21 protein-coding genes and 1 riboswitch are annotated in these 20,357 nt (G+C 65.3%); of the genes, 14 read left to right on the top strand and 7 right to left on the bottom strand.

Annotated elements, in window-relative coordinates:
- Positions 1-74: 74 nt before the first annotated feature.
- The 7 genes from AC0X69_RS11315 to AC0X69_RS11345 all read left to right on the top strand — a co-directional run bounded on the left by AC0X69_RS11315 (position 75) and on the right by AC0X69_RS11345 (position 6,689).
- The gene (locus tag AC0X69_RS11315; protein WP_482607671.1) at positions 75-1,118 is read left to right on the top strand and encodes an HpcH/HpaI aldolase/citrate lyase family protein; all 1,044 of its coding nucleotides are present in this window, start codon (positions 75-77) and stop codon (positions 1,116-1,118) included.
- Positions 1,119-1,210: 92 nt separating this feature from the next.
- Positions 1,211-1,543 (top strand): heat shock protein HspQ, encoded by a 333-nt coding sequence (gene hspQ / locus AC0X69_RS11320; RefSeq protein WP_482607672.1) that lies wholly within the window; start codon positions 1,211-1,213, stop codon positions 1,541-1,543.
- 105 nt (positions 1,544-1,648) lie between these two features.
- Positions 1,649-1,738, top strand: a riboswitch (glycine riboswitch).
- 152 nt (positions 1,739-1,890) lie between these two features.
- Complete coding sequence (gene gcvT / locus AC0X69_RS11325; RefSeq protein WP_482607674.1) at positions 1,891-3,048, top strand: glycine cleavage system aminomethyltransferase GcvT; 1,158 nt, start codon at positions 1,891-1,893, stop codon at positions 3,046-3,048.
- Entirely contained in the window at positions 3,045-3,419 is a 375-nt protein-coding gene (gene gcvH, locus AC0X69_RS11330) for a glycine cleavage system protein GcvH (protein WP_482607675.1), read from the top strand. The genes gcvT and gcvH overlap by 4 nt, the downstream gene beginning before the upstream one ends.
- Before the next feature lie 13 nt (positions 3,420-3,432).
- Positions 3,433-4,773, top strand: a complete 1,341-nt coding sequence (gcvPA, locus tag AC0X69_RS11335; RefSeq protein WP_482607677.1) for an aminomethyl-transferring glycine dehydrogenase subunit GcvPA — start codon at positions 3,433-3,435, stop codon at positions 4,771-4,773.
- On the top strand, positions 4,773-6,317 hold the full coding sequence (gene gcvPB / locus AC0X69_RS11340) for an aminomethyl-transferring glycine dehydrogenase subunit GcvPB (RefSeq protein WP_482607679.1): 1,545 nt from the start codon (positions 4,773-4,775) through the stop codon (positions 6,315-6,317). Before gcvPA ends, gcvPB begins: the two co-directional genes overlap by 1 nt.
- A gap of 33 nt (positions 6,318-6,350) precedes the next feature.
- A complete protein-coding gene (locus AC0X69_RS11345; RefSeq protein WP_482607680.1) occupies positions 6,351-6,689 on the top strand; it encodes a hypothetical protein in 339 nt (112 codons plus the stop codon).
- A 20-nt stretch (positions 6,690-6,709) separates the two neighbouring features.
- Here AC0X69_RS11345 and AC0X69_RS11350 read toward each other — a convergent pair whose 3' ends face one another.
- Positions 6,710-7,786: a cytochrome-c peroxidase gene (locus tag AC0X69_RS11350; protein ID WP_482607681.1), complete on the bottom strand. Its 1,077-nt coding sequence runs from the start codon at positions 7,784-7,786 to the stop codon at positions 6,710-6,712.
- Between the two features lie 103 nt (positions 7,787-7,889).
- Positions 7,890-8,534, bottom strand: coding sequence for a S24 family peptidase (locus tag AC0X69_RS11355; protein WP_482607682.1), 645 nt, complete (start codon positions 8,532-8,534; stop codon positions 7,890-7,892).
- Between the two features lie 164 nt (positions 8,535-8,698).
- On the opposite strand from AC0X69_RS11355, the gene AC0X69_RS11360 reads away from it, so the two are divergent.
- On the top strand, positions 8,699-10,081 hold the full coding sequence (locus AC0X69_RS11360) for an anion transporter (protein ID WP_482607684.1): 1,383 nt from the start codon (positions 8,699-8,701) through the stop codon (positions 10,079-10,081).
- Between the two features lie 8 nt (positions 10,082-10,089).
- Here AC0X69_RS11360 and AC0X69_RS11365 read toward each other — a convergent pair whose 3' ends face one another.
- The 3 genes from AC0X69_RS11365 to AC0X69_RS11375 all read right to left on the bottom strand — a co-directional run bounded on the left by AC0X69_RS11365 (position 10,090) and on the right by AC0X69_RS11375 (position 14,092).
- Positions 10,090-11,961 carry a cation:proton antiporter domain-containing protein gene (locus AC0X69_RS11365; RefSeq protein WP_482607686.1) on the bottom strand — a complete coding sequence of 624 codons (1,872 nt, stop codon included), beginning with the start codon at positions 11,959-11,961 and terminating at the stop codon, positions 10,090-10,092.
- A 366-nt stretch (positions 11,962-12,327) separates the two neighbouring features.
- Positions 12,328-12,780 (bottom strand): DUF2147 domain-containing protein, encoded by a 453-nt coding sequence (locus AC0X69_RS11370; RefSeq protein WP_482607688.1) that lies wholly within the window; start codon positions 12,778-12,780, stop codon positions 12,328-12,330.
- A 109-nt stretch (positions 12,781-12,889) separates the two neighbouring features.
- Complete coding sequence (locus AC0X69_RS11375) at positions 12,890-14,092, bottom strand: glycosyltransferase family 4 protein (RefSeq protein ID WP_482607690.1); 1,203 nt, start codon at positions 14,090-14,092, stop codon at positions 12,890-12,892.
- Between the two features lie 129 nt (positions 14,093-14,221).
- Here AC0X69_RS11375 and AC0X69_RS11380 point away from each other — a divergent pair, with 129 nt between their 5' ends.
- The 6 genes from AC0X69_RS11380 to AC0X69_RS11405 all read left to right on the top strand — a co-directional run bounded on the left by AC0X69_RS11380 (position 14,222) and on the right by AC0X69_RS11405 (position 19,096).
- Entirely contained in the window at positions 14,222-15,040 is an 819-nt protein-coding gene (locus AC0X69_RS11380) for an alpha/beta hydrolase (RefSeq protein ID WP_482607692.1), read from the top strand.
- A 139-nt stretch (positions 15,041-15,179) separates the two neighbouring features.
- A complete protein-coding gene (gene metX / locus AC0X69_RS11385) occupies positions 15,180-16,355 on the top strand; it encodes a homoserine O-acetyltransferase MetX (protein ID WP_482613380.1) in 1,176 nt (391 codons plus the stop codon).
- Complete coding sequence (gene metW, locus AC0X69_RS11390; protein WP_482607694.1) at positions 16,352-17,014, top strand: methionine biosynthesis protein MetW; 663 nt, start codon at positions 16,352-16,354, stop codon at positions 17,012-17,014. Before metX ends, metW begins: the two co-directional genes overlap by 4 nt.
- Before the next feature lie 188 nt (positions 17,015-17,202).
- The gene (locus tag AC0X69_RS11395) at positions 17,203-18,012 is read left to right on the top strand and encodes a Crp/Fnr family transcriptional regulator (protein WP_482607696.1); all 810 of its coding nucleotides are present in this window, start codon (positions 17,203-17,205) and stop codon (positions 18,010-18,012) included.
- Between the two features lie 190 nt (positions 18,013-18,202).
- Complete coding sequence (locus AC0X69_RS11400; RefSeq protein WP_482607698.1) at positions 18,203-18,664, top strand: hypothetical protein; 462 nt, start codon at positions 18,203-18,205, stop codon at positions 18,662-18,664.
- A gap of 69 nt (positions 18,665-18,733) precedes the next feature.
- Positions 18,734-19,096 (top strand): DUF1636 family protein, encoded by a 363-nt coding sequence (locus tag AC0X69_RS11405; protein WP_482607700.1) that lies wholly within the window; start codon positions 18,734-18,736, stop codon positions 19,094-19,096.
- A 1-nt stretch (position 19,097) separates the two neighbouring features.
- Here the strand turns inward: AC0X69_RS11405 and ppa are convergent, their stop codons facing one another.
- Positions 19,098-19,631 carry an inorganic diphosphatase gene (gene ppa, locus AC0X69_RS11410; protein ID WP_482607702.1) on the bottom strand — a complete coding sequence of 178 codons (534 nt, stop codon included), beginning with the start codon at positions 19,629-19,631 and terminating at the stop codon, positions 19,098-19,100.
- Between the two features lie 168 nt (positions 19,632-19,799).
- A complete protein-coding gene (locus AC0X69_RS11415) occupies positions 19,800-20,321 on the bottom strand; it encodes a GNAT family N-acetyltransferase (RefSeq protein ID WP_482613382.1) in 522 nt (173 codons plus the stop codon).
- Positions 20,322-20,357 lie beyond the last annotated feature (36 nt).

Below are 20,357 nucleotides of genomic sequence, written 5' to 3' on the forward strand. Positions count from 1 at the left end.
CGAGGCCGTCCAGCATTGCCAAGCCGACGCATCTGGCTTAACTCGACGCAACTTTTCGCCGGAGTTGCGCTCGAATGAAACTGCCCAATCAATTCTACCGACCGCTCGCCATCGGCGCCCCGGCGCCTTTGCGGGAGCCGCCCGTCAAGGTCGAGCGGATGATTCATTTCGTGCCCCCGCATCTTGAAAAATTCCGCGCCAAGGTTCCTGAAATCGTCAAGCAGGTCGACGTCGTGCTCGGCAATCTGGAAGACGCGATTCCAGCCGACGCCAAGGAGGCCGCGCGCGCCGGCTTCATCGAAATGGCCAAGTCCACCGACTTCGGCTCGACCGGCCTGTGGACGCGCATGAATGCGCTCAACAGTCCTTGGGCGCTCGACGACATGATCGAGGTCGTCGGCGCGGTCGGCGATAAGCTCGACGTCGTCATGCTGCCCAAGGTCGAGGGCCTCTGGGACATCGCCTACCTCGATCAGCTTCTGGCGCAGCTCGAAGCGCGCCACGGCGTGAAAAAGCCGATCCTCATCCACGCGATCCTGGAAACGGCCGAGGGCGTCAAGAATGTCGACGCCATCGCTTCGGCTTCGCCGCGCATGCATGGCATTTCGCTCGGGCCCGCCGATCTCGCCGCCTCGCGCGCGATGAAGACCACCCGGGTTGGCGGCGGCCACCCGGACTATAAGGTGATCGCCGACGCCGAGCCGGGCCAGGGCCTGCGGGCTTCCTTCCAGCAGGACCTCTGGCATTACACAATCGCCAAGATGGTCGACGCCTGCGCTTCAGCCGGCATCAAGGCGTTCTACGGCCCCTTCGGCGATTTCTCGGACGCGCCGGCCTGCGAGGCGCAGTTCCGCAACGCCTTTTTGCTCGGCTGCGCCGGCGCCTGGTCGCTGCATCCGTCCCAGATCGCCATCGCCAAGAAGGTCTTCTCGCCCGATCCGCAGGAAGTCGCCTTCGCCAAGCGGGTGCTCGAAGCCATGCCGGACGGCACCGGCGCGGTGATGATCGATGGCCGCATGCAGGACGACGCGACGTGGAAGCAGTGCAAGGTCGTGGTCGATCTCGCCAAGCAGGTCGCCGCCAAAGACGCCGACTTCGCGAAGATCTACGGCCTCTAGAGCGTGACGGCGACGAGGCGCCGCAATTGACGCCAGCGCCCCGGCTGCGCTACTAAAAAGCGCGTAAACAGCGTGTTAAGGGCGCTTTTTAAATGCCGCGGGAGAGCATCGCCAAATTCGCCATCGGCCAGGTGGTCAAGCATCGCCGCTATCCTTTTCGCGGCGTGATCTATGACGTCGACCCGGTGTTCGCCAACACGGAAGAATGGTGGCTGTCGATTCCCGAAGAGCTGCGTCCGCATAAGGATCAGCCCTTCTACCATCTCTTCGCCGAGAACGCCGAAACCGAATATGTCGCCTATGTGTCGGAGCAAAATCTGCTGCCCGACGACAGCAACAGACCGGTGCGCCATCCCCAGGTCGACGAGACCTTCGAGCGCGACGGCGACGGCGTTTATCGCATGCGGACGCCCAAGCGCCACTGAAGCGCGCGACTTGGTTAACTGATCGTTATCGCCCTGCTGCGGAAAAAACGCGCAGCCGTCGGGATTGACGATTGCGCGAATCGCCCACATCTTGGATCGAGGTCTAACTTCATCGCGGGAGAGTCCGGCGCTCGCGCCGGCGCCGAAGGCGAAACCGCCCCGGAAACGCTCAGGCCAAAGGACCGCGAGGAAGCCTAAACTCTGGAAAGCGGCGAAGCGCGCAAGCGTTTCGCCCACCGACGGGCGTAACCTCCGCTTCGGCGCAGGGAAATCTCTCAGGTCACCGGACAGAGGGGGCGTGCAGCAAAGTTCGGCTTTGCTGTGCGAGCCATGTTCCGCCGGAGTTGATGGTGACCGAACTCGACGTCGCGACCGCTGCGCCTCCCGCGCTGGCCAAACTGCTGCTCGATGCCGTGCATCTGCGCCTTGGCGCGCGCATGGCGCCGTTCGCCGGCTACGACATGCCGCTTCAATATGAGCAGGGCATCGTCGCCGAAACGCTGCATACGCGGCGCGCGGCAAGCCTCTTCGATGTTTCGCACATGGGACAGGCGATCCTCGCCGGCGCGGGCGTCGTGCGGGCGCTCGAAAGTCTGAGTCCTGCGGACCTGGTTTCGCTTGCGCCGGAACGCACGCGCTACACGCAGCTCCTCAACGAGCAGGGCGGCATTCTCGACGATCTTCTCGTCACGCGCCTGCCCGGCGTCGAGGAGCGGCTCCTGCTGGTCGTCAACGCGGGGCGCAAACATGACGATTTCGCGCTCCTCGAAGCCGCGCTGCGGCGATTCGATTTCAATCCGTTAGACCGCGCGCTTCTCGCCCTTCAGGGCCCGCGCGCGGCTGCGGTCCTCGGCGCACTCCTCCCCGGCGCCGAGGACCTTCCTTTCATGGGATGGCGCGCCTTCGACTTCGGCGGCGCGCCGCTCTTCGTGTCGCGCACCGGCTATACGGGCGAAGACGGATTTGAGCTGTCGGTGCGCGTCGAACAAGCGGAAGACCTCGCGCGCCTCCTGCTGTCGCATGAAGACGTCGCGCCCGCCGGGCTCGGCGCGCGCGACGCGCTGCGTCTGGAGGCCGGCCTGCCGCTTTACGGCCACGACCTCGACGAGACGACGGATCCGGTCGAAGCGGGGCTTGGCTGGTCGATCGGCAAGCGCCGGCGCATTGAGGGCGGATTTCCCGGTTTCGAGCGCATTCGGCTGGCGTTTGAACAGGGTCCTGCGCGCAGGCGCGTCGGACTTCTGCCGCGGACAAAGGCGCCGCTGCGCGAAGGCGCGGAACTCCATGCCCCGAACGGCGACAGCGCGGGCCGCGTGACATCGGGCGGCTTTTCGCCGACGCTGCAACGCCCCATCGCAATGGGCTATGTCGCCAGCGATTGTTCACATGTCGGGGCGACGCTATCGGCGACGTTGCGCGATAAACGCATCGAGGCCGACGTGGCCGCTCTGCCCTTCGTGCCGCATCGCTATTTCAAAACGCCAGCTGGGAAGGACGCGAGATGAGCGATCTCCGCTACTCCAAGGATCATGAATACATCGCGATCGACGGCGAGGTCGCGACGCTGGGAATCTCGGACTATGCGCAGTCGCAGCTCGGCGACATCGTCTTCATCGAACTGCCCGAAGTCGGCAAGAAGGTCGCTAAGGGCAAGGAGATCGCCGTCATCGAGAGCGTCAAGGCCGCGAGCGAAGTCTATTCGCCGATCAGCGGCGAAGTCGTCGAGATCAATCCGGAACTCGGCGAAACGCCGGCACTCGTCAATGACGATCCACTCGGACGGGGCTGGCTGGTGAAGCTGCGGGTCAGCGATCCGGCCGAATGCGCTGCGCTGATGGACGAACCCTCCTATTCAAGCTTCCTGAAGACGCTTTAGGAAAGAAAAAACGATGCGCTATCATCCGCTGTCAGAGGCCGACAGGAGCGCGATGCTCGCGACGATCGGCGCGCCTTCAATCGATGCGCTCTACGCCGACGCGCCGGCCGAGACGCTGTTAAAGGCGCCGCTCGACCTGCCCAGGGGCAAGTCGGAGCTCGACGTCGAACGTTTCTTCGCAAGGCTCTCCGCGCGCAATCTTCCCGCTTCGCGCGCGCCCTTCTTCGTCGGCGCAGGCGCCTACAAGCATCACATTCCTGCGAGCGTCGATCATCTGATTCAACGCTCGGAGTTTCTGACGAGCTACACGCCCTATCAGCCGGAGATCTCGCAGGGCACGCTGCAATATCTCTTCGAGTTCCAGACCCAGGTCGCGCTGCTGACAGGCATGGAGGTCGCCAACGCCTCGATGTATGACGGCTCGACGGCGACCGCCGAGGCCGTGCTGATGGCGCACCGCCTGACCAAGCGGCGCAAGGCGCTTCTTTCTGGCGGTCTGCATCCGCATTACGCCGAAGTCGTCCGCACGATCTCGCGCCTTGCCGAAGATGAAGTGGCGACGATGGCGCCGGACGTTGGCGGCGTTGAAGATCTCGTCGCGCGCATCGACGACACGCTATCCTGCGTCGTCGTGCAGACGCCCGACGTCTTCGGCAATCTGCGCGATCTGACGAAGGTCGCGGAAGCCTGCCATCGCAACGGCGCGCTGCTCATCGCCGTCTTTACCGAGGCCGTGTCGCTCGGACTGCTGAAATCTCCAGGCGAGATGGGCGCCGACATCGTCGTCGGCGAAGGACAGTCGATCGGCAATTCGCTGAATTTCGGCGGGCCTTACGTCGGCCTCTTCGCCACGCGGCATGAATTCCTGCGGCAGACGCCGGGCCGGCTTGCCGGCGAAAGCGTCGACGCCGACGGCAGGCGCTCCTATGTGCTGACGCTGTCGACGCGCGAACAGCACATTCGGCGCGACAAGGCGACGTCGAACATCTGCACCAATTCTGGCCTCTGCGCGCTCGCTTTCACCATTCATCTGACGCTGCTCGGCGAAGCGGGGCTGACGCGGCTGGCGCGCGTCAATCACGCTAACGCGGTTCTGCTGGCGCAGATGCTGGCGGACGTTCCAAAGGTCGATGTGCTCAACGAGACCTTCTTCAACGAGTTTACGCTGCGCGTCGAAGGCGGCGCCGCCCCGCTCGTCGAAAAAATGGCGGCGCGCGGCGTTCTCTCAGGCGTTCCCGTTTCGCGGCTCTTGCCCAACGCCGGCCTCGACGATCTCCTGATCGTCGCCAGCACCGAAGTCAACACGGACGAAGACCGCGACGCATTTGTCGCGGCGCTCAAGGAGTCGCTCTGATGCTCGACAGACCCGCCGTCGTCGAACCGCTCGAAGACGACAAGACGCCCGCGACCTTCACCGGCAATCGCGGGCTCGATCAGGAAGAGCCGCTGCTCTTCGAAATCGGCCGGCTTGACGCGACCGGCGTGGACGTCAACGACCCAGCTCCTGTCGCGACGCGGCTCGGGTCGCTCGAGCGCAGCTCTCCGCTCGGGCTTCCGGGACTGACCGAACCGGAGACGATGCGCCATTACGTGCGCCTGTCGCGCAAGAATTATTCGATCGACGCGGGACTCTATCCGCTCGGCTCCTGCACGATGAAACACAATCCGCGCAGCAACGAGAAGATCGCGCGCTATGAAGGCTTCGCGGATCTGCATCCGCTGCAGCCGCAGTCGACCGCGCAGGGCGCGCTTGCGCTGATGCAGACGCTCGCCGATTGGCTGATGACGCTCACCAACATGCACGCCGTGGCTCTGTCGCCAAAAGCCGGCGCGCATGGCGAGCTCTGCGGCATGATGGCCATCAAGAGCGCGATCGCCGCGAAGGGAGAAGGCGCGACGCGCAACGTCGTGCTCATTCCGCAATCCGCGCATGGCACTAATCCCGCGACGGCCGCGCTGCTCGGCTTTTCGGTTCGCGTCGTTCCGGCGGCGCCCGATGGGACGGTGCGCGTCGAAGCCGTGAAGGAGGCGCTGGGCTCCGACGTCGCGGCGATCATGCTGACCAACCCCAACACGTGCGGGCTGTTCGAGCGCGAGATCGTCGAGATCGCGGAGGCGATGCACGAGGCCGGCGGCTATTTCTATTGCGACGGCGCGAATTTCAACGCCATCGCCGGCGTCGCGCGGCCGGGCGACTTCGGCATCGACGCCATGCACATCAATCTGCACAAGACCTTCTCGACGCCGCATGGCGGCGGCGGCCCCGGCGCGGGCCCAGTGGTGCTGTCGGAGCGTCTTTCAGCTTTCGCGCCGGTGCCCTTCATCCGCCGCAAGGGCGACGCGCTGGAACTCGTCGAAGACGCGGAAGGCACGCAGAGCTTCGGCCGCTTGACCGCCTTCCACGGGCAGATGGGCATGTTCGTCCGAGCGCTTGCCTATATGCTGGCGCATGGGTCCGACGGTCTCGCGCAGGCGTCCAAAGACGCGGTGCTCGCCGCGAATTATGTGCGCGCCTCGCTGCGCGACGTGATGACTCAGCCCTTTGGCGACCGCATCTGCATGCATGAAGTCCTGTTCGACGACGCCTGGCTGCGCGGCACCGGCGTGACGACGCTCGACTTCGCCAAGGCGATGATCGATGAAGGCTACCATCCGATGACGATCTATTTTCCGCTCGTCGCGCATGGCGCGATGCTCATCGAGCCGACGGAATCGGAATCGAAAGCCTCGCTCGATCTCTTCATCGCGACGCTGCGCGATCTCGCGCGAAGCGCGAAAGCCGGGGAAGTCGGTCGCTTTGGTCCCGCGCCGCGGCTCGCGCCGCGCAGGCGCGTGGACGAAGCGCTCGCGGCGCGAAAGCCGGTGTTGCGGTGGGAGAAGAAAGAGGCCGCCGCTTAGCGATTCACAGCAAGGGTCGAAGGAAAACCTATCATGTCGAAACCATTTCAAATTTCATTGGCGCCGGAGCGGCTTTTTCAGCCGATCAACCCGCTCACCTTTTTTCAGCAGGGCGCGTCATTCGGCATCATCAACGTCAACTTTGGTCAGACGCCTCGCCCTGACATCGAGCAGGAGATTCTCGAAGAAGTCGGCAGCTACGGACGTCAGATTGGCCGCATCGGCGACGCGCTCGAAATCCTGCTCAAGAATTTCGAGCCCGCCAATCAGGACGAGCGTGACGCGATAGACGCGCTTCGCGGTCAGCTCGCCGGAATACGCCAGATCAAGAGGCGCATGCAGAGCCGGCGCGCCTCAACGATCGAGATTTAGCCCTGGAGCCTCAGCGGCGCTCAGGGCGCCTCCGGCGGCGCGGTGCGCGGCGGCAGGATCGGCAGGACGACTTCCGGCTGACGCCCCGTCAGCGATTCCAGGAAGGCGACGATCTTGTCGGTCTCGTCGGGGCTGAGTTCGACGCCAAGCTGGCTTTCGCCCATCACCGCGACGGCCTTCTTCAGATCGAAGGTCGCGCCGGTGTGGAAATAGGGCGCCGTCAGTTCGACGTTGCGCAGCGAAGGAACCTTGAAGGCGTATTTGTCGGCGATCGCCTTGGTGACGGCGAAGCGCCCCCAATCGTCGGGCGGCAAATATTCCGGCGCCGGCTGTTTGACGACGCCGAACCGCGCAAACATCCCGCCCCCGACGTTGACGCCGTTGTGGCAGGTCGCGCAGCCCTTATCGATGAAGAGCTTCAGCCCCTCCTTCTGCGCGTCGGACAGGGCCTGATCGTCTCCCTTGAGCCAGCGGTCGAAGGGCGCGTCGGGCGTGATCAGCGTCGCCTCGAAGAGCGCGATGGCGCGCCCGATATTGTCGTAGGCGACGGGATCGCTCTGCTCGGGAAAGGCCTGTTTGAAGGCCGCCACATAGCCAGGGATCTTTTTGAACTGCTCGACGGCGCGCTGCTTCGCCGCCGCATGTTCCGTCGGATTGATCGCCATGGGGCCGCCGCGCGTTTTCAACATCGCCTTCGGATTGGCCATCACCGAATTGACGACCTGATCCGAAAGATTGGCGGCGCGCCCGTCCCAATATTGCGACTTGTTGAAAATAGCGTTCATGACCGTGAGCACTTCGCGGCCGGCGAGCTGCGCATTGTGGCCGCCCGAGAGCTTGCCGCCGTCGACGCCGCCCATGCTCAGATTGTGGCAGTCGGCGCAGCTCACATCGCCGCTTCCAGAAAGCCGCGGCTCGAAATAGAGCATCTTGCCGAGCGCGAGTTTTTCCGGCGTCGCGGTTTCGCCAGGAATCGCCGGCGGCGCTGAAGGAATCGGCTGAAACAGATCTTTCGCCTTGTCCCTGAGGCCGGCGTCGGCGAACGCCGGGCCGCTGACGAGGAGCGCGACAAGAGAGGCGGTCAAAGAAACACGCATGGCGGCGTTCACCTGGATTGAAGCGGGCGTAAGAGTTTGAAGCTTATAGCACAGCTGCATCCGCCCCAGGCTAGATGCGGCGAAAGGCGGCTAAGCGTCACAGTCACTGGCTGGCCCAGAGGATGCGGGCGATCCAGCTGACCTCGTCGCGGGGAATCGTGCGGTCGGGATAGGCGGGATTGACCGAGCGCAGCTCGATGGTCCGCGCCGTCTCGCGTTTCAGCTCCTTGGCCATGACCTCGCCCGAGGTGGTCTTCACGACCACGCGGTCGCCGCGCCGCACGGGGGCGGAGGGCGAGACGATCACCACGTCGCCGTCGCGGTAAAGCGGCGCCATCGAGTCGCCGGATATCTCCAGCGCGTAGGAATTCTCGTCGGCCTCCGCGAGCACGTCGATCTCGTCCCAGCCCGCGCCGGTGGCGAAGCCCGCATCGTCGAAAAAGCCGCCGACGCCGGCCTGCGCCAGGCCGATCAGCGGCCGCGTGTGGCGCAGCCGGCCCGCGGCGCTGTTCGCGGTCACGAGCGACATGAATTCGTCGAGCCCGGCTCCCGTCGCCTGCAACACTTTCGCGATCGATTCGGTCGACGGCCAACGCTGGCGCCCGCTCGCCGTCTCGCGTTTGGAGCGGTTGAAGGTCGTGGGGTCGAGACCGGCCTTGCGCGCAAGGCCCGACGGCGTCAGCCCGTAGCGTTCGCCGAGCGCGTCTATCGCCGCCCAGATCTGGGCGTGGGTGAGAATGTCGGACATGGGAGCCGCGATTCGGAAGAATTTCCTATCGATAGGAATATAACTATTAACCATGCCGCACAATAGGAAATCGGCGGAGCCAGCTTGGCGCAAGCGCGGCCAGGCGCCATAACCCAGTGCGCCTGCGTAGTCTTCGATGGCGCGCCCTCTAATCCGGCGAGTTGATGCCTCTCCCGCCCCAGCCCGCCCCAGGCGCGACGCGCCACGCTTTCCTCACACTCTGGCTCGGGATTCTCACCGCCATCATCGTCGGGGGCGGCGCGGCGCTCGCGGGCGCCGCATTCCTTGGCGTCGGCGAACTGATGTCGATCCTGAGCCGGCTGCCGACTCCGACCCCAGAGACAGCAGCCGTCACGGCGATCTTTGCGGCGACCTATCTCGTGCTCGCGATCGGCAAGCTGCCCTATTATCGCCTCGACCGCGCCGGCGGCGCGCTGCTCGGCGCGAGCCTGATGATCGGCGTCGGCGCGCTGACGCTCGATGAGGCCTATCGGGCGATCGATTTCGACGCCATCACCCTGTTGCTGGGCATGATGATTGTTGTCGCCAATCTGCGGCTTTCGGGCTTCTTTCGCCGCGCCGCCGACTGGCTCGCGGACGCCGCGCGGCGGCCGATCATCCTTCTCGTGGCGGTCGCGGCGGCGACGGGGCTTTTTTCCGCCTTTCTCGTCAATGATGCGATCTGCCTCGTGATGCCCCCCTTGATCGTCGATCTGACGCAGCGCCTAAAGCGCGATCCGACGCCCTATGTTCTTTCAATACCGCTCGCCTCCAATGTCGGCAGCGTCGCGACGATCACCGGCAATCCGCAGAATATGATCATCGCCGGCGCCTCCGGCATATCCTACGGCGACTTTGCCCAGGCGCTCTGGCCCCTCGCGCTCGCCGGCGTCGCGCTGACGATCGTTTTCGTGGCGCTTGCCTTTCCGCGTGAGTTCCTGACGCGCGAGAAGCTGGCGCCGATCGCGCCGGTGGCGCGGCCCTATCACGCCGCGCTCGCCTCCAAGGCGCTGCTGATCACCGCGGCGATGATCGGGTTCTTTTTCGCCGGCGTTCCGCCCGCCAAGGCGGCGATCGTCGCCGGCGGGCTCTTGCTGCTGACGCGGCGGATCGGCTCCAAGAAGATCTATCACGAGATCGACTGGCCGCTGCTGCTGATGTTCGCGGGGCTGTTCATCGTCGTCGCCGCTTTCGACAAGGTCGTCCTGACGCCCGGAGAGGTCGCCGGCTTCGGAGCGCTTCACCTCGATCAGGCGCCGACGCTCGCGCTCGTCTCCGCCGTGCTCTCCAACATCGTCAGCAATGTGCCGGCGGTCCTCGCGCTGAAGCCCTTCGTCGCGGAGCTGAGCGAGCCGAAGCGCGCGTGGCTGATCGTCGCCATGGCTTCGACTCTCGCCGGCAATTTCACGCTCGTCGGCTCGATCGCCAATCTCATCGTCGTCGAGCGCGCGCGAGCGCTCGGTGTGACGATCGGCTTCTGGGCCTATTTCAAGGTCGGCGCGCCGCTCACCCTCGCGACGATCGCGCTCGGACTCTGGAGGTTGTAGGCGCGCTGTTACGCCTCCTCCTCCCTCTCTTCCGCGGCGCGTCCGGAGATGCGCCGGCGCGCCTGCTCCCGCTTGATCCTGTTGCGCCGATCGGTCTGACGCGCGCGCGCGTCCTTGTCCGAAGGCTGCAGCAGCTTGCGGAATTCGTCGCGCTTTTCATGGATCGAGGCGATGACGTAGCCCATCGGCACGCCGATATCGACGAGCACGGTTTCGGCAAGCTGCAGGCTTGCTTCGACCGTTTCGGGAATCGCGTCGGTCGCGCCGAGCTTATAAAGCTCCGTCGCGTGGCCGGCGTCGCGGGCGCGGGCCACGATCGTCAGATCATTGCGAATCTCATGCGCCAGCCGCACGACCTCCTCCGCGGAGCGGGCGTTCTCGATCGTCACCACGAGCGCGCGAGCCTGAGCGACTCCGCAGCGCACCAGGAATTCGCGCCGCGCCGCATTACCCCAATAAATTTCGATCCCCTGTTCGCGCGCCTCCGCCACGGTCGAGACGACGTCTTCGACCGCCACGAACGGGATGTCGTGCCGCGACAGCATGTCGCCGACGAGGCTGCCGATTCGGCCATAGCCGACGATCACGACGCGACCCTCGGCGATCTGTCCCTCGGGGGCGAGATGCGCGTATTGCGCGTCATCCGCAACAACCGCCGCGCGGCGCGAGAGTCGTGCGCCAAAGCGGCCGAGGAACGGGATGGCGAAAATGCTTAAGGTGACGACGATCATGGCGTCGGCGCCGAAGCGGCCGGGCAGCACGCCTGCGCTCATCGCCGACGTCAGCAAGGCGAAGGCGAATTCGCCCCCCGGCGCGAGCAGCAGCGCGGCTTCTGCCGAGGCGCGCCATTCGATTCGGAAGGCGCGCGCGAGGCCAAAGATCAGCACCGCCTTAATCGCGATCAGGCCGACCGCGTACAACGCGAAGTTTTCGGGGTCTGCGGCCACGGCGCTCATGTCGAGGCTCGCGCCGACGGAAACGAAGAAGAGGCCGAGCAGCAGACCCTTGAAGGGTTCGATCGTCACCTCGATCTCGCGCCTGAATTCCGTCTCCGCGAGCAGCAGCCCGGCGATGAAGGCGCCGAGCCCCATCGATAGTCCTGCTGCGGCGGTGATGATGGCCTCGCCGATCACCACGAGGAGGCAGGCCGCCATGAAGAGTTCGGTCAGTTGCACGGAGGCGACGAGGCGGAACAGCGGCCGCAACAACAGACGACCAATGATGATGAGCCCGGCCAGCGCGACGAAAGCCGGCAGAAATGTCCACAGCGCGTCGACCGCGCTGAACCCGCTCTCGCCGTCGACGCCATTCTTCGCTTTCGCCAGCACGGAAACGAAGAACAGCGCAGGCGCGACCATCAAATCCTGCAGCAGCAGCACGGAAAAGGCGACTTTGCCGGGCGTTTTGTTCAGCCGCTTTCCCTCAGCGAGCACCGGCATGACGACGGCGGTGGAAGACATGCCCAGGGCAATGCCGATGAGAATCCCGGGAGCCACATCGACCCCGAACCACACGTGACCGACCGTGGCGAGCACCGCGGTGCAAACGACGACCTGCGCCAGACCCAGTCCGAAGACGAGTTCGCGCAAGCGCACGAGCCGCTCCCAGGACAGTTCGAGACCGATCATGAACAGCAGAAAGACCAGGCCGAATTCGGCGAGATCGGAAACGCCCTCGACATTGGTGATGGTGAAGTAGCGCGCCCATTCATGATCGCGGGCGAACCTGCCGAGGCCGAACGGCCCCAGAGCGGCGCCGGCGAAGAGAAAGCCCAGCACCGGCGAAATCTTCATGCGATGAAACAGCGGGACGACGACGCCCGCCGTGGCGAGAAAAACAAGCGCTTCTCGATAGGATTCTAAATGTAGGGAACTCGTCATGCCGCCTCGTTGCTCGCGCTGCTCCATGCGCAGGAGAAATGGGTCGCACGGCGATGACGATGAGACAGCAAAAGTTGCGCCGCCGGGCGCGCATGCGCGCCCGGCGGATGCGACGCTGGCGCTGGCCGCGACCTCAGTCCGATTGACGGAGGAACCCTACCAAATCCAGCGGCTGTCGCGCGACAAAATAATCATTGGTCCGCAACGGCTTCGGTCAGCGGAGGTTTGTCTCGGCCACGCGCAGTTTGGATAGCTGAGCTCGAGCCCGGAGTCGCGACGCTGACGGCGTCCTCCGCGATAATTCGAAGAGCAGGATGTCGCGCGAAGGATTCGCGTTATTCAGTGACGGAAGGCCCCTTCGCCCGGCTATTCGTCAGCGTCCGGCGCCTGGCCCTTGTCCGGAGCCTTGACTCCCGCCGTCGCGGTCGCTCTTCGCCAGGTTTCGCCCTTGCAGAGCACGCCCCACAGACAGCCCTTCAGCGTCAGTTCATTGGCCGACTTGAGGGTGATCACCCCGTCATAGGTGTTGCCGTCCTTGGCGTTGTAGAGCTTGCCGCGCCATTCCCTCGGGCCGCTTTTCGTGGCGCCGCGCAGAATGATCGTACCGATCGAGCGCTGCTCCTCGGCGTTGCGAACCGATATCAGTTTCGCGCAAAGCAGGCCGCCGCAATCGTAGAAGCTGAACTGCTGGCCGGCCTCCGGCCGCATCCAGACCCCGTAAGGCTCGTTTCCGGCCCATGCGGCCGGCGCGCCCGCCAGCGCCAAAACCGCGGCGGCGGCGAAGCGTCGCCAGCGAAGATCGAACATGCTGCTCTTCATTTCGACCGCTCCCTTGTTGAGGCGACGCGGCGAGGCTCGCGCGGCTTATTGGCGATTCTTCGGCCTTCGGCGGGCGTCGAAGCGACAGCATGAGCTCGACTGACCCGCGTCAAAGCCCAAGGAGTCCTTCATAGACATGCAGCGTCGCTCGCTGCATCTCCTCCACCGAGAAGCGGTCCTGCACGTTTCGTCGCGCCCGAAGCGCCAGATCGTCGCGCGCCGAGGCCGTCACGCTCAGCGCCTCGGCGATGGCGTCGGCGAGGGCGAGCGGATCGCCGGGCGGCGTCCGCCAACCCGTCGCGAGATGGCGGGGCGTCTGGGGCGGCGCCCGGACGATTTCCGGCGCGGCGCCCATGTCCGAGATGATGACCAGCGCGCCCATCGCCTGGGCTTCGACGGCGATCCGGCCGAACGCCTCCGGCTCCGTCGCCGGCGCGACGACAACCGCGGCCGCCATGTAGGCGGCGGGCATGTCTTCGCAGTAGCCGACGCTGCGAACGACATCCCCCACACCTGCCTGCTCGATCTGCGCCTCGAGGGCGCGACGGAAGGACTCGCTGTGCGGGTCGCCCGCGAAAATCACGCGCAGGTCGGGGAAACCTTCCTTGATCAGCCGCTTGGTCGCCTCGATCAGAACCGAATGCCCCTTTCGCGCCGAAAGCCGCGAGGGCAGCAGCACGACGCGATCATGCGGCCCGACGCCCCACGCTGCGCGCAGGCGCTCGACGCGGCGCCGATCGACGGCGGGCGGCGAGAAGGCGCGCAAATCCGCGCCGCGCGGGACGACCACGACGCGTTCGGCGCTTTCCGGATGCAGTTCGCGAATGCGCTGCGCGGCGTATTCCGAAATGGCGATCACCGCGTCGCCCGCCGACATGATGGCGTTGTAGCGCAGCTTGATCGCCGACTCGCCGCCATAGGCGCTGTGATAGGTGGTGACGAGCTTCGCGCCTGTCTGTCGCGCCGCGTAATAGGCGACCCAGGCGGGGGCGCGCGAACGCGCATGCACGATGTCGACGCCCTCGTCGCGGATGATTCGCGCGAGCTGCACGGAATTGAGCGCCATCGCGAAGGGATTCTTCGTCGCCGCCGGAAAGGGCGCCCAGACGCCGCCTTTCGACTGCAGCTCGCTGACCATGCGGCCGCCGCGCGACGCCACAAGGCAGCGCGCGCCGACGCGGCTCAAGGCCTCCGCCACATCCACCGTCGCGCGCTCCGCCCCGCCCGACTGGAGATCGGGGACGATCTGCAAGATCGTGCGGCCGGCCAGCCTCTGGTCGGGGGCGACGATCGTGGCGAGCTGTTGCGACATTGCCGGGCTAGTGAGAGCCCCGGACAGAATCGTCCGGCTGCAGCATTCTGTTGCGAGATCCTTTACCAACTATGAGCAACGCGCCTATTTTCACTTGCGACGCCTCCTTTCGAGCCTCAGCGAACGCTCTTGCCGGACACTCTCGACTTCCTCGACATTCCCAATCCGGCGGGGGGCGTCTGGCGCATCGCGCGGCGATTGCGGCGCGCCACGCCCCAGTCCGGAAAGGCGCCAGGACTCGTCTGGCTCGGCGGCTTCGCCTCCGATATGGACGGAACCAAGGCGAGCTTCCTCGATGAATGGGCGAAGGCGCGCGGCCGCGCTTTCCTGCGCTTCGACTATTCGGGCCATGGCCGATCGGACGGGCGTTTCGAAGACGGCTGCATCGGCGACTGGCTGGAGCAAAGCTGCGCCGTTTTCGAGACCTCCACGCAGGGGCCGCAGATCGTCATGGGCAGCTCGATGGGCGGCTGGATCGCGCTGCTGCTGGCGCGGCGGCTCGCCGCAAGGGGCGAGAGCGCGCGGCTCGCCGGACTCATCCTGCTTGCGCCGGCGGTCGACTTCACCGAGGCGCTGATGTGGGAAACATTCGACCACGCGACGCGCCGCGAACTGATGGAAAACGGCGTCCTGCCCGCCAAGGAGCCGGATCACGGGCCGGTCACAAGGCGGCTGATCGAAGAGGGGCGCAATCATCTGCTGCTCGGCGGCCTCATTCGCGCACATGCGCGCGTGCATATCTTGCAAGGGATGCGCGATGAAGCCGTTCCCTGGCGGCATGCGCTGACCATCGTCGAACATCTGAACGCCGACCCCGTGACTCTGACCTTTATCGCCGACGGCGATCATCGGCTGTCCCGCCCCGAAGACCTCGCGCAGCTCGCCGCCGCCATTGAGACGATGAGCGCGCCGCCGCCGGGCGAGCCGCCGCCGACGCTTTTCGATTGAGGGGAGCCCGCGATCATTCCCGCCAGCCGCCGCGACAAAGCGGCCGGCAGGCGCGCTTGCGCTTGACACCTTAGCCGCCCGCATCGATGTTGCCGAACGAATTGTTCGGCATATCGAACGCTGGGAAGATCGCTTGTCCATATTATCAGAGGCGCGGCCGGCCTGCGGCGAGGGCCTGGCACCGAAAACCGTTGTCTTTCAGCCCGACCGCCCGCTGTTGACGGACGGCGGCGGCCGAATCGCGCCGCTCGCCCTCGCCTACGAGACCTATGGCGCGCTCAACGCCGCGCGCAGCAACGCCATCCTGCTCTGTCATGCGCTGACCGGCGACCAATACGCGGCCGGCGTCCATCCCGTCACCGGCAAGCCCGGCTGGTGGGAAGCCATGGTCGGCCCCGGCAAGCCCTTCGACACCGGCCGCTATTTCCTGATCTGCTCCAATGTCGTCGGCGGCTGCATGGGGACGACCGGCCCGGCGTCGACGAATCCCGCGACCGGCAAGCCCTATGGGCTCGATTTTCCCGTCGTCACCATTCGCGACATGGTGCGCGCGCAGACGATGCTCATCGATCACCTCGGCATCGAGACGCTGTTCTGCGTCGCCGGCGGCTCGATGGGCGGCATGCAGGTGCTGCAATGGGCCGCGAGCTATCCGGAGCGGGTGTTTTCGGCGATGCCGATCGCGACCGCCGCCAAACATACGGCGCAGAACATCGCCTTTCACGAGGTCGGCCGGCAGGCGGTGATGGCCGATCCCGACTGGCGCTCGGGGCGCTATCAGGAGCAGGGCGTGCGGCCCGAAAAGGGCCTCGCGGTGGCGCGCATGTCGGCGCATATCACCTATCTGTCGGAGGCGGCGCTGCAGCGTAAATTCGGCCGCAAGCTGCAGGACCGCAGCGCGCCGACCTTCTCCTTCGACGCTGATTTTCAGGTCGAGAACTACCTGCGCTACCAGGGCCTCGCCTTCGTCGAGCGCTTCGACGCGAACTCCTATCTCTTCGTGACGCGCGCCTGCGACTATTTCGATCTCGCCGCCGACTATGGCGGCTCGCTGGCGATGGCCTTCAAGGACACGAAGACGCGTTTTTGCGTCGTCTCCTTCACTTCCGACTGGCTCTATCCAACGTCGGATTCGCGCGCCATCGTCCACGCGCTCAACGCCGGCGGCGCATCGGTGTCCTTCGTCGAAATCGAATCCGACAAGGGGCACGACGCGTTCCTGCTGCACGAGCCGATGTTCATTGCCACGACGCGCGGCTTTCTCGATTCGGCCGCAACGGCGCGCGGCCTCGCGCCTTCGGGAGGCGCGAAATGAATTTCACGTCTGTCGCCGACGCGTCCGAACAGCCGTCGCATCCGCTCGATCACCCGCGGCTCGATCTCGCCGTCATCGCCGAGATGGTCGCGCCAGGCGCGCGCGTGCTCGATGTCGGCTGCGGCGACGGCGCCTTGCTGCAGCTCCTGGGCCAGAAGAAGGGCGTCGACGGGCGCGGCGTCGAACTCTCGCAGCGCGGCGTCAATGAATGCGTCGCAAAGGGGCTGTCCGTCATTCAGGGCGACGCGGATACGGACCTTGCCGACTACCCGGACGATGGCTTCGACTACGTCATTCTCTCTCAGACGCTGCAGGCGACCCGGCGCCCGCGCGCGGCGCTCGCCAACATGCTGCGCATCGGGCGGAGCGCCATCGTCTCATTTCCCAATTTCGGATATTGGCGCGTGCGCGCGCAGCTCTCCTTGACCGGCCGCATGCCAGTGACCGGGCGCCTCGCCTATCATTGGCATGACACGCCGAACATTCATCTGTGCACCATTCGCGATTTCGTCGAACTCGTCGACGAACTCGGCGCGCATATCGAGCGCGGCGTGGCCCTGGATCGCGCCGGCGCGCCGATCCGCTTCAACGCTCCCTGGTGGGTCTGGAATCTCTTCGGCGAACAGGCGGTTTTCCTGCTGGAGCGCGGCGGCCGATAACCCGAGCCCGTGCGACGGTTTGTCCCGCGCTCATCGCCTTCCGCCTTCCGACTGTTCGGGATAGCCTCTCCTTTGGCGGCAGTTACCGAGACATGCGCAGGAGGGAGCGGCGGCGCCTCCGCTTCATGCGGCGCGTCATCCACCGGATGACGTGCGCGATTTCTTGCGCTTGAGAAGAGGGCGCGAGCTTGACGATCGAGACCGGCCACTCTCCGCAGAACTTTGACGTCGCATCTCGAAAGGGCCGCGGCGCTCGCCGCGCGCCGCAGCCTGCCGGCGTGGGAGAACTACGCAGCTCGCCGGTCTTTGCCGGGGTCGACGACGCGGCGTTGTCGTGGCTTTCGGCGGACGCCAGCATCGAGTCGCTTGCGGACGGAGATACGCTCTTCCACCAAGGCGCCGCAGTCTTGGAGGTCGCATTCGTTCTGAGCGGCTACGTCAAGCTGCTGCGCATTTCGTCGGGACGGCAGACGCTCATCAGCATCTGCTCGGGCGGTGAAATGATCGGCGAACTCCCGATCAAAGGCGGCGAAGTTCATACATTCTCCGCCGAGGCGGTGGGCGCGACGCGCGTCATCAAGCTCCCTGCAGCCCGCCTTGTCCGACTGGTGAAGGAATCGCCCTCGCTGTGCGCAGCGGTGATGGAGGAATACAGTAAAAGCATTGCGCGCCTCATCGTCGAGATCGAGACGCTCAAGAGCCACAACGCCGATCAGCGACTTGCCCATTTCATACTTGCGCTCTGCCCGCCAGGCGAAGATCGGTGCCGTTTCCGATTGCCTTACGACAAGCGCCTGATTGCCGCGCGTCTCGGCGTGAAGCAGGAGACGCTGTCGCGAGCTTTCGCCAAGCTCCGCGCTCTTGGCGTGCGCACCGAGACGCGCAACGTTCATGTTGAAAGCGTGTCGCATCTCGCAAACCAATGCGACCGACTCGGGCGCGCTCCCCGTCTGACTTTCGCACGTCGCAAGGTCGCGAACGGGCAGGACGCAGCGTAAGCGTTTTCGCCGCGCCCACAGCTCCCACGATTTCTCGCCCCCCATCTTGCGCATTCACGGCCGCGCCAATGGCGGATAAGATTTCGCCGCCGCCGCGGGCGCGACGCGCGAGCGCCGCAGTTTCGCCGGAGAGGCTTATCGTCTTTGAGTAGATGCTTTCATTCGGGGAATCGTCATGATCGCTTCCAAAATGGCTCGTTTTCTTCTCCTGGTCGCTTTCGCGCCCGTCGCCGCTCAGGCGGGGGCGAGCAATGGCGCGAACGCGCTGGCGCTGTCGGCGATCGTCGGCGAACTGGCGCCGCAGACGAGCGCTCCCAACAAGAAGCTTCTCGCCGCCTATTTCAGCGGACGCGCTGACGCGCCGCATGCGAAGGATCTGCGCATCGCCGTCAAAGCCGACGCGATCGACTGCCGCGCCGGCAACGTCGACATCACCTCGCGCGCCTGCGAATTGACCTTCGGCGCCAAGAAGGTCGAGCTGCGCGGCCGCAAGGCGCATGAGCTCTATGCGACTTTGATCGAGAATGGCGTCGCCCTAGAAGGCGCGGCCGGCGCCTCGCACGCGTCGATCACGGCGCTCGACTGCATCGTCGACGCCGACGAAGTGGCGGAGAAGGGCGGCGGCGGCGCGCGCTGCGCATATAATCCCTGAGCTGCGCAGCGCCGCTTGTCTTTGGCGCGGCTTTGATCGAGAAGGCGCGTTGAGGGACAGGAGGAAGAAATGGCTGCGCCCGGCGTCACACTCTTTGTTTGCGTCTCGTGCCGCGATGGCGCAGACGCCGACGCGCGTCCGGGCGCGCTGTTGCTGGAGGCGCTGCGCGCGCGGCTCGACGAACGCAATCTCGCCATCGCCGTCGAGCCGGTGGAGTGCCTCGCGGTGTGCAAGCGCCCGGCGACGATCGCCTTCGCGGGCGCCGGAAAATGGACCTATGTGATCGGCGATCTCGCCGCCGGCAGCCACGTCGACGAACTGATCGATTCGGCGCGAAGCTTCGCCGCGACCGACAATGGCATTGTCGCCTGGAAAGACAGGCCGGCGTGTTTCAAGAAGGGCGTGGTGTCGCGAACGCCGCCGCTTCCTTGAGTTATTTGGCCGAGCTGGCCCGCTCGATCGCGTCGGCGATCAGCGCGCGCGCCTCGGCGGCGTCGCCCCAGCCGGCGACCTTCGCCCATTTGCCGGGCTCGAGATCCTTGTAGTGCATGAAGAAGTGCTCGATGCGTCGCCAGGTCATTTCCTGAAGGTCGGTGTAATTCTCGACGTCGACATAGCGCTGCGTGAGCCGCGTGGAGGGCACGGCGACGATCTTTTCGTCCCCGCCGGCCTCGTCGGTCATGCGCAAGACGCCGATCGGCCGAACCGCGATCACGGCGCCTGGCGCGACCGGACGGGTGTTGGCGACGAGCACGTCGCAAGGGTCGCCGTCGTCCGAAAGCGTATGCGGAATGAAGCCGTAATTGCCGGGATAGCGCATCGCCGTATAGAGGAACCGATCGACGAAGAGCGTGCCCGAGGCTTTGTCGAGCTCATATTTGATCGGCTCGCCGCCAAGCGGGACTTCCACGACGACATTGACTTCGTGAGGCGGGTTCGCGCCGATCGGAATGGCGTCAAGACGCATTCAAGTGCTCCGATGAGTTTTTGAGCGCGCGGCCACAGCGGCCGGCGCTCCGTTCGATCTTGAGTGAGGGGATACGCACGCCCACGCGCCCTGCCGAGAATCATGGCGCCGCGACGTCTACATCCTACCGCAACTGCTTGCGTCTATTTGGTGGAAAATGCTTGCCGCTTACCGCACCGGCGCCGAAACGAAACCGAACGCGACGCGCGTCAACATGTCGGAGCCGAACCGCTCCTCGGCGCGGCGGATCGTCTGTCCGCCGAGGCTACGATAGAAGGCGAGCGCCTTTTCATTGTCGGCGAGCGCCCAGACGATGGTCGAAAGATAGCCGTGCTCGGCGAGTTCGCGTCGCGTGGCGTTGAACAGCCGACGCCCCAGGCCAAGCCCCTGCTGCTCCGGCGCAAGGTAGATCTCGAAGATCTCGCCGGAATAGGGCATCGACGGCACGCGATTCCGCCCGTAGGTCGAGTAGCCGACGATATCGTCGTCGAAGTCGAGCACGAGAAGGCCGGTGCCGCGCACGATCGCCGAGTGCCACCAGTTCGGGCCGCGGCGAGCGATCATCCGCTCCAGCTCGGTGCCAGGAATGACGCCGCGATAGGCATACCGCCAGGAAGCGTCATGAACGCGCGTGATCTGCTCTGCGTCTCCCGGACGTGCATGACGGATGGAGAATGCGGTCTTGACCATGCCTTTGATGTTAGGTCCCATAGGTTCGTTTGGGCA

The organism is Methylocystis sp. Uni0008 (assembly GCF_056838045.1).